This is a genomic window from Rhodobacter sp. 24-YEA-8 (assembly GCF_900105075.1).
Taxonomy (GTDB): Bacteria; Pseudomonadota; Alphaproteobacteria; order Rhodobacterales; family Rhodobacteraceae; genus Pseudogemmobacter.
Map to the genome: position 1 here is coordinate 2636764 of NZ_FNSK01000001.1, position 13350 is coordinate 2650113.

Consider the following 13350-nt stretch of genomic DNA (forward strand, 5'->3'; position numbering starts at 1 on the left):
GAGAGGCAGATGACCTTCACCAGAAGAAGCTTTGCGACCACCCTGCTGGCCGGGGCCGTGATGGTCCCCGCCATGGTGCGCGCCCAGAACAGTCCGACCCGGATCAGGATCGGCACCGGCGTGATAGAGCCGATGCCCATCGCAGTACCCGCCTTCGTCGATGAAGGCGGCGCCGGGGATCTCGCGCGCAATCTCGCGCAGGTAGTGACATCGGATCTGGACGGCACCGGCCTCTTTCGCACCATCAACCGGGATGCCTATATCTCGCGTATCCAGAGCTTTGACGGCGCGATCGCCTATGAAGACTGGCGCGTGATCAAATCGGAAGTCCTGGTCGTTGGCGCGGTCTCGGCAGCCGGAGACCGGATCACCGTCAAGGTCCGCGCCTATGACATCGCGAATGGCCAGCAGTTCGAAGGCGCCGCGATGCAATTCGCCGGTACCAAAGCCGGCTGGCGCCGCATGGCGCATAAGGTTGCCGACCTCGTCTATTCGACCCTGACCGGCGAAGGCCCCTATTTCGACAGCCGTGTGGTCTATGTCGCTGAATCCGGTCCGAAAAACGCCCGTCTCAAGCGTCTTGCGGTGATGGATTACGACGGCGCCAATGTGCAGTATCTGACCGACAGCTCATCCATCGTGCTGGCGCCGCGCTTCTCGCCCTCGGGCGACCGGCTGCTTTACACCAGCTATGAGACCGGCTTTCCGCGCATCACGCTTCTGAACCTCGCCAATCTCAAACGCCAGACGCTGGCGGAACAGCCCGGCACCATGACCTTCGCGCCGCGCTTTTCGCCCGATGGTGGCTCGGTCGTGTTCAGCCTGGAACGCGGCGGCAATACCGATATCTACAAGATGAACCTGTCCTCGGGGCAGACCCAGCAGCTGACCAATGCGCCCTCGATCGAAACCGCGCCCTCCTATTCCCCGGATGGCACTAAGATCTGTTTCGAAAGCGACCGCACCGGCGGCAGCCAGATCTATGTCATGAATGCGAGCGGTGGCGAGGGGCAGCGGATCTCGGGCGGCGCGGGCCGCAACAGCACACCGGTCTGGAGCCCGCGCGGCGACCTGATCGCCTTTACCAAGCAAAATGCCGGCCGGTTCCACATCGGTGTCATGCGCACTGACGGATCGGAAGAGCGCCTGCTGACCGCATCCTTCCTCGATGAGGGCCCGACCTGGTCGCCCAATGGCCGCGTGATCATGTTCACCCGCGAGACCGAGGGCGGCGGCGGTCAGGCCTCGCTCTGGTCGGTCGATACTTTCGGCAGAAACCTGAAACAGATCCCGACCGAAGGCGCGGCGTCCGACCCGGCCTGGTCACCCCTGTTGCCGTAAACCGCCATTTTCGGGCCTGGGCGATCCTGCCGGATTCCCCAGCCCCCCGGAACCTGCTAACCTGGGCGGCGAAACACTGATCCGCGCTGGCCCGAAAGCCGAATTATAAGGACGAAACGATGAGCTTTACCCCGAAAGCCCTTCTTCTTGTGGCCGCGCTTGGCCTTGCAGCCTGTCAGAACCCGGACCGTTACGGTGCGGGTGGCCCAGGTGGTACGGGCGGCACCGGTGGCACCGGCGGGTCGGGCTATATCGACACGAACGGGCTCGGCGATCCGAATGATCCGCGCTCCATCGCCTATTTCAACCAGACCGTCGGCGACCGCGTGCTCTTTGCGGTTGACCAGTCCACCGTCTCGGATCAGGGCCGCCAGATTCTGAACGGCCAGGCCAACTGGCTGAACCAGAACCCGGGCTATGCGATCATCGTCGAAGGCCATGCCGACGAACAGGGCACCCGCGAATACAACCTCGCTCTTGGCGCGCGCCGCGCGGCATCGGTGCAGCAATACCTGCTGTCGCAAGGCGTTGCAGGTTCGCGGATGCGCACGATCTCTTACGGCAAGGAACGCCCGATCGAGGTTTGCTCGACCGAGAGCTGCTATTCCAAGAACCGCCGCTCTGTGACGGTTCTCTCGGTCGGCGCCGGGTCGTGATATGATGCGGGCGAGGTTCCTTCTTCCCCTGCTGGCCCTTGGTCTCGCCACACCGGCGGCGGCGGAAAGCCTCGCCGATGTGCGGGCCGAGCTGGGCCAGCTCGCCGCTGAATTCAACTCGCTCAAGAGCGAGCTCACCACCACCGGCGCTTCGGCGCGGGTGGGCGGTGTCGATGCCCTGGCGCGGATGGACAGGCTTGAGGCCGAGCTGATGCGTCTGACCTCGCGCACCGAAGAAGTCGAGCTGCGGCTGAACCGTGTCGTCCAGGACGGCACCAACCGCATTGGCGATATCGAATTCCGCATTTGCGACGCGGATCCGTCCTGTGATCCGATGAATATGGGCGCGACCGCGCCTCTTGGCGGTGGCAGCTCTGCCGCAGCCGCCCCCGTTGCGCCCGCTGCCCCGTCTCAGGGCAGCACCTCCTCCGCACCAGCGCTTGCCGTCGCAGAACAGGCAGATTTTGACCGGGCCAAGGGGGTGCTCGGTCAGGGTGACTTTCATGGTGCTGCGGCGCTCTTTGAGACCTATGCCAAATCCTATCCTGGCGGGCCGCTGATCCCCGAAGCGCATTACCTGCGCGGCGAGGCCCTTCGTCAGGCCGGCCAGACTGCACCGTCCGCACGCGCCTATCTGACCGCCTATAACACGGCGCCGGATGGGGCGATTGCCCCGGATGCGCTGCTGAAACTCGGCGAGGCTTTCGGCCAGCTGGGCGAGCGTGATCAGGCCTGCGTCACCTTGCAACAGGTGCCGCTGAACTTCCCGACCAGCCAGGCTTCGGCCCAGGCCACCATCGCCATGCAGGGGCTCGGTTGCCCCTGAGCCCAGAGTATCGCTGGCTTGAACAGCATGAGCCGGCCGACCGCGGCCTGCTCAGATCATGTCTGCCCTTTGAATTCCGGCATCACGCCGGTGCTTCGAAAATCGGGGTCGCAGTCTCAGGCGGCGGCGATTCAGTAGCGCTTTTGCACCTGGTCGCCCGGGCCGCGCCGCATTGGGGCCTGAGCGCCGAAGCTGCGACCGTCAATCACCACCTGCGCCCTGAAGCCGCTGATGAGGCCGATTTCGTATCGCAGGTGGCGGCGGGCCTTGGGCTGGCGCATCAGACACTTGACTGGAGCTGTCATCCTGCCACCGGCAATCTGATGCAGGCTGCCGGGCAAGCGCGGCTTGATCTGCTGGCAGCCTGGGCGAAATCACGGGGGATCGCGCATATCCTCCTCGGCCATACCGCCGATGATCAGGCCGAAACCTTTGTCATGGGCCTCGGCCGCGCTGCAGGCCTCGACGGGCTGACCGGGATGCGCGCGCGCTTTGATCACAATGCTGTCAGCTTCTGGCGGCCCCTCTTGGGCTGGTCACGGGCCGAGCTGCGCGCCTTCCTGAACCGTCATGGCTTTGCCTGGTGCGATGACCCGACAAATGAAGATGACCACTATACCCGTGCGCGTATCCGCAAGGCGTTGCCCGGGCTGGCGCCGCTTGGTCTGACGCTTTCCAGCTTCAGCGAGACCATCAGCAATCTGGCCGATGTGCAGGATCTGCTCCGCCATACCACCGCTGACGCCTTCGCCCGCTTTGGCCGCGAAGAGGCCGGGGCGCTGCATTTCGCCCATCGCCCCTTCACCGACAGCCCCTTCGAGCTGCAGCGCCGCCTGATCATCGCCGCGATCCGCTGGATTTCCGGCACCCGCCACCCGCCCCGTGCCGATTCCGTGCATCAGGTGCTCAGCGAACTCTGGCGTCATCGTGGCAGCACACTGGGCGGCTGCCTGATCCGTGTAGGCCCGCAGGAAATCCGTGTGACCCGCGAACCGCGGGCCGTTGCGGGTCCGCTCGCCTGGCATCCCGGCGCGACCTGGGATCATCGCTGGCAGGTAACCGGCCCGTCCCTGCCCGATGCAACCCTGCGCGCGCTTGGCACAGATGGGCTTGCGCAGATGCCGGACTGGCGCAGATCCGGCATCCGGCGGGATGCGGCCCTTGTCTCGCCCTCACTCTGGCAGGGCGACCGGCTGGTTTCCGCCCCCCTTTTCCCGCAATTTGCCGCCAAATGGCAGGCCAGCCTTTACCCAACCTTTGGAAGTTTCATCTTATCGCATTGAACCCAGGGCCTGGATTGCTAAATTAGTACAAAATGCGGCCCTGCCCCTTTGGCTCAGCTGGCCGCCTGTCGGGAGAAATACGTGAACAACGCGCGCAACATCGCATTCTGGGTGGTCCTGCTCTTGCTGGTCCTGGCGCTTTTCCAGGTCTTCTCTGGCGGCCAGTCAAATATGGGCGCCCGTTCGCTGAGCTGGTCTGAGTTCATCACCCAGGTGGATCAGGGCCGGGTTGCCTCGGTGACCCTTGACGGCGAGCGGGTGACGGTACGCACCAAGGATGGCGGCGCCTTCTCGACCATCAAGCCCGGTGACGAACAGGTGACTGACAAGCTGATCGCGAAAGGGGTCGAGGTTCAGGCCAGCCCGCAGCAACAGGGCTTCCTGTCGTCGCTGCTGGTGACCTTCCTGCCCTTCATCCTGCTGATCGGCATCTGGATCTTCTTCATGAACCGGATGCAGGGCGGCGGTAAAGGCGGCGCGATGGGCTTTGGCAAATCGCGGGCAAAACTGCTGACCGAAAAGCAGGGACGCGTCACCTTTGACGATGTGGCCGGCATCGACGAGGCCAAGGAAGAGCTGGAAGAGATCGTCGAATTCCTGCGCAACCCGCAGAAATTCTCTCGCCTTGGCGGCAAGATCCCGAAAGGCGCGCTGCTGGTCGGCCCGCCCGGCACCGGTAAGACGCTGCTCGCCCGTGCCATTGCAGGCGAAGCAGGCGTGCCCTTCTTCACCATCTCAGGCTCGGATTTCGTCGAGATGTTCGTGGGTGTCGGCGCGTCGCGCGTGCGTGACATGTTCGAACAGGCGAAGAAAAACGCTCCCTGTATCGTCTTTATCGATGAAATCGACGCTGTCGGCCGCGCCCGTGGCGTCGGTATGGGCGGTGGCAATGATGAACGCGAACAGACGCTGAACCAGCTTCTGGTCGAGATGGACGGGTTCGAGGCCAATGAAGGCGTGATCATCGTCGCGGCCACGAACCGCAAGGATGTGCTTGACCCCGCGCTGTTGCGTCCGGGCCGCTTTGACCGCCAGATCAATGTCTCGAACCCCGATATCAAGGGCCGCGAAAAGATCCTCAACGTGCATGCCCGTAAGATCCCGCTGGGTGCCGATGTCGATCTGCGCACGATCGCGCGCGGCTCGCCCGGCTTCTCGGGGGCTGACCTTGCGAACCTCGTGAACGAGGCCGCGCTGACAGCCGCCCGCGTGGGCCGCCGTTTTGTCACCATGGCCGATTTCGAACATGCGAAAGACAAGGTCATGATGGGGCCGGAACGCCGCTCGATGGTGATGTCGCAGGAAGATAAGGAAATGACCGCCTATCACGAGGCCGGTCACGCGATTGTCGGGATCAAACTGCCGAAATGCGACCCGGTCTATAAGGCGACGATCATGCCGCGCGGCGGTGCGCTTGGCATGGTAATGAGCCTGCCCGAGATGGACCGCAATTCCTGGCACAAGGACCAGATGAAGGACCGGATCGCCATGGGCATGGCCGGCAAGGCCGCCGAGATCAAGAAATGGGGCGAAGACCGCGTTTCCTCGGGTGCCTCGGGCGATATCCAGAACGTCTCGGCCGTGGCGCGTGCCATGGTCATGCGGTGGGGCATGTCGGACAAGATCGGCAATATCGACTATTCCGAAGCGCATGAGGGCTATAACGGCAATACCGGCGGCTTCTCGGTTTCGGCCGAAACCAAACGGCTGATCGAGGATGAGGTGAAAGCCATCGTCGATGAAGGCTATGCCCGCGCGATGCAGATCCTCACCGAGAATGAGGAAGAGTTCGAGCGCCTGGCCCAGGGCCTGCTGGAATATGAGACCCTGACCGGCGACGAGATCCGCAAGGTTCTCGCGGGCCAGAAACCCGGCGATGATGACGGTGCAGAAGACGTCGGCGAAGCTGCGGCTTCGGTGCTGGCGATCCCGAAAACCCGCACCTCGCGGGGGCCAAAGCCCGGAGATGCCGAACCCTCGCCGACCTGATCCTGTGGATCTGTTTTTCATCAGCCGGGAAGCGCCGACCGCGCCTCCCGGCTTTTGCATACCTGCTTTACGGCAGGTGAAGGTGCCTTTGGCTCAAGAGATGATTGGAAATGACATATCACTCGTTTAAGGGTGAACCATTCTGGTGGGGAGGATAGCCATGTCGAGCGGAATGCAGGATGAAGCAGCCCAGGCAGCGCGTCAGGCGGCGCTGAATTACCACGAATTCCCCAAGCCGGGTAAGCTGGAGATCCGCGCGACCAAGCCGCTTGCCACCGGCCGCGACCTGTCGCGCGCCTATTCGCCCGGCGTGGCCGAGGCCTGTCTCGAAATCAAGGCCGACCCCTCCACCGCCTCGCGCTACACCGCGCGCGCCAACCTGGTTGCCGTGATTACCAACGGTACAGCGGTGCTGGGGCTGGGAAATATCGGCGCTCTGGCGTCAAAACCCGTGATGGAAGGTAAGGCCGTCCTCTTCAAAAAATTCGCTAATATCGACTGTTTTGACATTGAGGTGAACGAAAGCGACCCGGTCAAGCTGGCCGAAATTGTCTGCGCGCTGGAGCCATCCTTCGGCGCGATCAACCTTGAAGACATCAAGGCACCAGATTGTTTCATCGTTGAACAAATTTGCCGCGAACGGATGAACATCCCCGTTTTCCACGACGACCAGCATGGAACAGCCATCGTCGTCGGTGCGGCCGCGACCAATGCGATGATCGTCGCCGGCAAGAAATTCGAAGATATCAAACTGGTATCCACCGGTGGCGGCGCGGCAGGAATCGCCTGCCTCGAAATGCTGGTGAAACTCGGGGTCAAACGCGAGAATATCTGGCTTTGTGACCTTGAAGGCCTCGTCTACCAGGGCCGCGAGACGCAGATGACGCCGCAAAAGGCGGCTTTCGCACAGGGCAGCACCCCGGCGACGCTCGCCGAGGTCATCAGGGGCGCCGATATGTTCCTCGGCCTTTCCGGCCCCGGCGTGCTGACAGCGGAAATGGTCGCCACAATGACCGCAAAGCCGGTGATCTTCGCGCTGGCAAACCCCACGCCCGAGATCCTGCCCGCCGAGGCCCGCGCCGTCGCCCCGGACGCGATCATCGCCACCGGGCGGTCGGATTTCCCCAACCAGGTCAATAACGTCCTGTGCTTCCCCTTCATCTTTCGGGGCGCGCTGGATGTCGGCGCCACCACCATCAATGACGAGATGGAGCTCGCCTGTATCGAAGGCATCGCCGCGCTGGCACGCCAGACCACCTCGGCCGAGGCCGCTGCCGCCTATCAGGGTGAACAGCTGACCTTTGGCCCGGACTATCTGATTCCCAAACCCTTCGATCCACGTCTGATCGGCGTTGTTGCCTCGGCCGTGGCCTGTGCGGCGACCAGTTCCGGCGTGGCGGCCCGGCCGCTGACCGACCCCGATGCCTATAAGCGCAAGCTCGACGGCTCGGTCTTCCGCTCGGCACTTCTGATGCGCCCGGTTTTCGAGGCGGCCCGCACCGTCACCCGCCGCATCGTCTTTGCTGAAGGCGAAGATGAGCGCGTGTTGCGCGCCGCGAATGCGATGCTTGAGGAAACCACCGACGTTCCGATCCTGATTGGCCGCCCCGAAGTGATCGAGTCACGCTGCGAACGCTATGGCCTCGCCATCCGGCCGGGCCGCGATTTCCATCTCGTTAACCCCGAGAATGACCCGCGCTACCGCGACTATTGGGGCACCTATCACGAGCTGATGGCGCGGCGCGGCGTCTCGCCCGACATCGCGCGCGCGGTGATGCGCACCAATACAACCGCCATCGCCGCCGTCATGGTGCATCGCGACGAGGCCGACAGCCTGATCTGCGGCACCTTCGGGCAATATCACTGGCATCTCAACTATATACGCCAGGTTCTCGCCCGCGACGGACGTCACGCGGTGGCGGCACTTTCGATGATGATCCTCGAAGATGGCCCGCTTTTTGTCGCCGATACCCATGTGAATGCCGAGCCCACCGCGCAGCAGATCATGGAAACCGCGATGGGTGCCGCCCGCCATCTGCGCCGCTTCGGTATCACGCCGAAAATTGCCTTCTGCTCGCAAAGCCAGTTCGGCAATATGGACAACCGCTCGGGCCGGGTGATGCGCGAGGCGCTGGAACTGCTCGACGCGCGCGAACCCGATTTCGCCTATGAGGGCGAGATGAATGTAGACACCGCGCTCGACCAGGAGCTGCGTGAGCGGTTGCTGCCGGGCGCTCGGTTCGAAGGCGCCGCGAATGTGCTGCTGTTCGCCTCGGCAGATACGGCGTCGGGGGTGCGCAACATCCTCAAGATGCGCGCCGGCGGCCTGGAGGTCGGGCCGATCCTGATCGGGATGGGCAATAAGGCGCATGTGGTGACGCCGGCGATCACCGCGCGGGGCCTGCTGAACATGTCGGCCATCGCCGGCACGCCGGTTTCGCATTACGGCTGAGCCTGCGCTGACACTGGCAGCGGGGAGAGAATCACCTCTCCGCTGCAAGGCGCATCGTGCTGCGGGGATTTGCAAACTTCCCTTGATTTCGCGCTGCGCACGCAGTCAAACATGATTTTGCAAATATTTCGCAACCCATTATCGCGAATTCTGCAAACCAATGCGATTCCGGCAGCACTGTTGCCGGTAACAAAGTTGCGCCCTTCGATACCCTGGCATAACAAACGCTTAAGTCAGGAGGAGGAGCAGGGATGGGGTATCGCGACGTCTACGCGCAATGGAAATCCGACCCGGACGGGTTCTGGATGGAGCAGGCCCAGGGCATCGACTGGGCAAAACAGCCCTCCCGCGCGCTGAATGCCGACCACGCACCGAATTACGAATGGTTCGCTGACGGGCTGGTGAATACCTGCTGGAACGCAGTTGACCGGCATGTCGAAGCCGGGCGCGGCGAACAGCTGGCGATCATCCATGACAGCCCGGTCACCCATCTGAAAAAGGGCATCACCTACCGCGAATTACAAAAACGCGTGGCCAGCCTCGCAGGTGCGCTGCGGGCCAAAGGCGTGACCAAGGGCGACCGGGTCATCATCTATATGCCGATGATCCCCGAGGCGCTGGAAGCGATGCTGGCCTGCGGCCGGCTCGGCGCGATCCACTCGGTCGTCTTCGGCGGGTTTGCAGCCAATGAACTGGCGGTGCGCATCAATGACTGCACCCCCAAGGCGATCATCGCAGCATCCTGCGGCATCGAACCCTCGCGCATCGTACATTACAAACCACTGCTGGATGCCGCCATCGACCAGGCCGTCCACAAGCCTGACTTCTGTGTTATTTTTCAGCGTGAACAAGAGGTTGCCCAACTGATCGAGGGCCGCGATGTCGCCTGGCACAGTTTTCAGTATGGCGTTGAGCCCGCCGAATGCCTGCCCGTCGAAGGCAATCACCCGGCCTATATCCTTTACACCTCCGGCACCACCGGCGCGCCGAAGGGCGTGATCCGCGCGACCGGCGGCCATCTCGTCGCGCTGAACTGGACCATGAAGGCGATCTACGACATGGACCCCGGCGAGGTCTTCTGGGCCGCGTCAGACGTGGGCTGGGTCGTTGGTCACAGCTATATCTGCTACGCGCCGCTGATCAGAGGCTGCACCACCATCGTATTCGAGGGGAAACCCGTCGGCACGCCGGATGCCGGCACCTTCTGGCGGGTGATCGCGGAAAACAAGGTGAAGAGCTTCTTTACCGCACCGACCGCGCTCCGGGCCATAAAGCGCGACGACCCTGCCGGGGAATTCGTCAAAGATTACAATATGAAGCATCTGAAATACTGCTTCCTCGCCGGCGAGCGCGCTGATCCCGACACCATCGCCTGGGCGGCGCGGCATCTGAATGTGCCGGTAATCGACCATTGGTGGCAGACCGAGACCGGCTGGGCCATTGCCGCCAATCCGATGGGTATTGAAGCGCTGCCCATCAAACCCGGCAGCCCTTCGGTGCCGATGCCCGGATATGATATCCAGGTGCTGGATGAAGGCGGGCATCCGGTGGCCTCCGGCACGCTTGGCGCAATTGCGGTGAAACTGCCATTGCCTCCCGGCAACCTGCCCGGGCTGTGGAATGCCGAAGACCGTTTCAAAAAGAGCTATCTCTCTCATTTCCCTGGCTTTTACGAGACAGGAGATGCCGGTTATATCGACGAAGACGGCTATCTCTACATCATGGCCCGCACCGATGATGTGATCAATGTGGCAGGCCACCGGCTTTCGACCGGCGCGATGGAAGAGGTGCTGGCCTCGCATCCGGATGTCGCCGAATGTGCGGTGATCGGGGTGGCCGACACGCTGAAAGGCCAATCACCCCTGGGCTTTTTGTGCCTGAACAAGGGCACCAGCCGCCCATATGACGATGTGGTGAAGGAATGCGTGAAACTGATGCGCGACCGCATCGGCCCGGTCGCTGATTTCAAACGCGCGCTGGTGATCGACCGCCTGCCGAAGACCCGATCGGGCAAGATCCTGCGCGGCACCATGGTGAAAATCGCCGATGGCACCGAATGGAAAATGCCCGCAACAATCGACGACCCCGTGATCCTCGACGAGATCACAATTGCGCTGAAATCCATCGGCCTCGCCGGCTGATTCCGGCGGATTTGCGAGTTGCGGCGCTGTGTCCTGACCGGCACGGCGCCCTTCTCACATCGGAACCAGGCGGGAATCCGTCCTTGACGCCGGGTCCGACTGCCTGAATGACGCGAGGCACTGGACCTGACACTCTGGTCGTGCCAGCTTACGCCATTGTGGAAGAAAGAAATTTCATTCCATGAATATTATTTCCCTGGCCTGTTTGATGGCTGAATTGATGTGCTCCCTGCCAGATTGGCAGACAGTCCGGGTGTGAGTCAGATGCGGATACCTGTTCTGCTGGTTGAAGATACGCCATCGTTGCAATTTGTTTACCGTTCCGTCCTGACTGCTGCCGGAATGAATGTGCATCCCGCCGGCAGCGCGTCAGAGGCGCTGCAGCTGCTGCATCAGGTGAAACCCGGGGTGGTCATTCTCGATCTCATGTTGCCCGATCGCGATGGTCTGGCGCTGATGTCCGAAATGCTGGCCATCAACCCTGACCTTTGTGTTGTGGTCATGTCGGCGCAGGGATCGGTCGACCGGGCCGTGGCGGCGATGCGGGCGGGGGCTTTTGACTTCCTGCTTAAACCCTTCGAAGAAAACCGGTTTCTCGCGGCAGTCCGTGCCGCGGTTCTGGCCGCCGAGGAAACCGCCCCCGGCCAGCCGGCGCCGAAACGACGGGCGGAGACCGCCGCCAGCAGCGATCCTGCCGCCAGCATCGGCTCCTCCGAGGCGATGAAACAGGTGCATCGGGTGATTTCATCGGTTGCGGGCTCCATCGCCACTGTTTTCATCACCGGCGAAAGCGGCACCGGCAAAGAGCTTGCAGCCATCGCCCTGCACACCCAATCGCCGCGCGCGCGCGGCCCGTTTATTGCTCTGAACTGCGGCGCAATCCCGCATGACCTGCTGGAATCCGAGGTATTCGGCCATCTGAAAGGCAGTTTCACCGGCGCCATCGCCGATAAGCCCGGTGCAGCAATGGCGGCGGATGGTGGGACGCTGTTTCTTGACGAGGTCTGCGAGATGGCACCGGCGCTGCAGACCAAGCTTCTGCGCTTCCTGCAGACCTCGATGGTGCAGCCGCTCGGCGCAACCCGACCGCAAAAGGTTGATGTCCGGATCATCTGCGCCACCAATCAGGACCCGCTCGATGCGGTGCGGCGCGGGCAGTTCCGCGAAGACCTCTATTACCGCCTGCATGTGGTGCCTCTGCATATGCCACCTTTGCGGGATCGCGGCCGCGACGCCGCCGAAATCGCCGAGGTCGCGCTGCGCCGCTTTGGCGGTGAGGAGGGTAAGAGCTTCGCAGGAGTCGCGCCCGAGACACAGCGGATCCTGTTGCGCTACCGCTGGCCGGGCAATGTGCGTCAGCTTTTGAATGTTATGCGCAATATCGCGGTGATGCAGCCGGGCGGCCTTGTGACGCCGGATATGCTGCCCGTCGAAATGCTGCGCGACGACCCTGGTCAGCATCGGGGGGCCTCACCTCCAGACGCGCCCCTCGAGACCGCGGGTGGGACCACCAGGTCCCGGGCGGCCGGCTTTACGCCAGTCGCTGCGCGTCTTGACGACGCCGAGCCCGTTTTCGCAGGAAAAACCCTTGCCGAGATCGAACGCATGGCCATCGAAGCGGCACTTGCGCGTCATCAGGGCTCGGTTCCAAAAGCGGCCCATGATCTCGATATCTCGGTCTCGACACTGTACCGCCGGATCGAATCCTGGAAGTCAGGCCAGAGCTGACGGCGCGCAACCCAACGAAATATCAGACAAACTGCTCTCGGATCAGCCGTTCCTCAAGGCCATGCCCGGGGTCGAACAACAGGCGATAGCTGATTTCGGAATTTGAACGGACCACGACCGAGATCACATCGCGGACCGAATTGCGGCTGTCGGCATCGGCCATGACCGGGCGCTTATCCGAATCGAGAACATCAAAGCGCACTTCGGCTGTCTTCGGCAAAAGCGCCCCACGCCAGCGGCGCGGGCGGAAAGCCGACATCGCCGTCAGGGCCAGAACATCGGCGCCGATCGGCAGAATCGCCCCATGCGCCGAGTAGTTATAGGCGGTCGACCCGGCCGGGGTCGCCACCAGCGCCCCGTCACAGACCAGCTCCGCCATCCGTTCACGACCGTCAATCGAAACCCGCAAACGCGCCGCCTGCGGTCCCTGCCGCAGGAGCGACACTTCATTGACCGCAAGCGCGTTGGTGACCTTGCCGCGCACGTTTTCGGCCTGCATCGAGAGCGGATTGAGCAGCGCCTCTTCGGCCAGTTGCAGCCGTTCGGGCAGCCCGTCATCGATATAGGCATTCATCAGAAAGCCGATGGTGCCGCAATTCATGCCATAGACCGGCAGATCGCGCCCCGATTGCGCATGCAGCGTCTCAAGCATGAACCCGTCACCACCCAGGGCGACCACAACCGAGGCACGACGCAGGTCGGTCTGCCCATAGCGGGCCGTCAGCCGCGCCAGTGCCGATTGCGCCGCCGGGGCCTTCGAGGCCGTAAACCTGATTTTTGGCTGCATCCCACCTCTCCGTCAGGTCGCAACCCTGACCCCGGCGGGGCGGAAACTCAAGGGCTGGCGCACCCTGTCTTTCACCCGGGCAGTGTCCCGGCCCCCCCCTGGCCTCATTGTTCCCGCCAGGAAGTTTCCGGGGCAGGCAGCAGGCAC

Annotated in this window: 9 protein-coding genes; 8 read left to right on the forward strand and 1 reads right to left on the reverse strand. The window is 62.9% G+C overall.

From position 1 onward, the window contains the following. Positions 1-9 precede the first annotated feature (9 nt). From tolB to BLW25_RS12870, 8 genes are all read left to right on the forward strand, one after another. Positions 10-1341 carry a Tol-Pal system beta propeller repeat protein TolB gene (gene tolB, locus BLW25_RS12835; protein WP_092899631.1) on the forward strand — a complete coding sequence of 444 codons (1332 nt, stop codon included), beginning with the start codon at positions 10-12 and terminating at the stop codon, positions 1339-1341. Between the two features lie 119 nt (positions 1342-1460). After that, on the forward strand, positions 1461-1997 hold the full coding sequence (pal, locus tag BLW25_RS12840; RefSeq protein ID WP_092899633.1) for a peptidoglycan-associated lipoprotein Pal: 537 nt from the start codon (positions 1461-1463) through the stop codon (positions 1995-1997). Between the two features lies 1 nt (position 1998). Then, positions 1999-2823 carry a tol-pal system protein YbgF gene (ybgF, locus tag BLW25_RS12845; protein ID WP_253188432.1) on the forward strand — a complete coding sequence of 275 codons (825 nt, stop codon included), beginning with the start codon at positions 1999-2001 and terminating at the stop codon, positions 2821-2823. Continuing rightward, positions 2814-4106: a tRNA lysidine(34) synthetase TilS gene (gene tilS, locus BLW25_RS12850; protein ID WP_171909550.1), complete on the forward strand. Its 1293-nt coding sequence runs from the start codon at positions 2814-2816 to the stop codon at positions 4104-4106. The genes ybgF and tilS overlap by 10 nt, the downstream gene beginning before the upstream one ends. A gap of 81 nt (positions 4107-4187) precedes the next feature. Further along, a complete protein-coding gene (ftsH, locus tag BLW25_RS12855; protein WP_092902031.1) occupies positions 4188-6095 on the forward strand; it encodes an ATP-dependent zinc metalloprotease FtsH in 1908 nt (635 codons plus the stop codon). Between the two features lie 160 nt (positions 6096-6255). Then, a complete protein-coding gene (locus tag BLW25_RS12860; protein WP_092899637.1) occupies positions 6256-8547 on the forward strand; it encodes an NADP-dependent malic enzyme in 2292 nt (763 codons plus the stop codon). 251 nt (positions 8548-8798) lie between these two features. Next, positions 8799-10688: a propionyl-CoA synthetase gene (locus tag BLW25_RS12865; RefSeq protein ID WP_092899639.1), complete on the forward strand. Its 1890-nt coding sequence runs from the start codon at positions 8799-8801 to the stop codon at positions 10686-10688. A gap of 264 nt (positions 10689-10952) precedes the next feature. Then, on the forward strand, positions 10953-12416 hold the full coding sequence (locus BLW25_RS12870) for a sigma-54-dependent transcriptional regulator (protein WP_092899641.1): 1464 nt from the start codon (positions 10953-10955) through the stop codon (positions 12414-12416). 22 nt (positions 12417-12438) lie between these two features. On the opposite strand, the gene BLW25_RS12875 is transcribed toward BLW25_RS12870, so the two are convergent. Continuing rightward, positions 12439-13203 carry an NAD kinase gene (locus BLW25_RS12875; protein WP_092899643.1) on the reverse strand — a complete coding sequence of 255 codons (765 nt, stop codon included), beginning with the start codon at positions 13201-13203 and terminating at the stop codon, positions 12439-12441. Between the last annotated feature and the right edge of the window lie 147 nt (positions 13204-13350).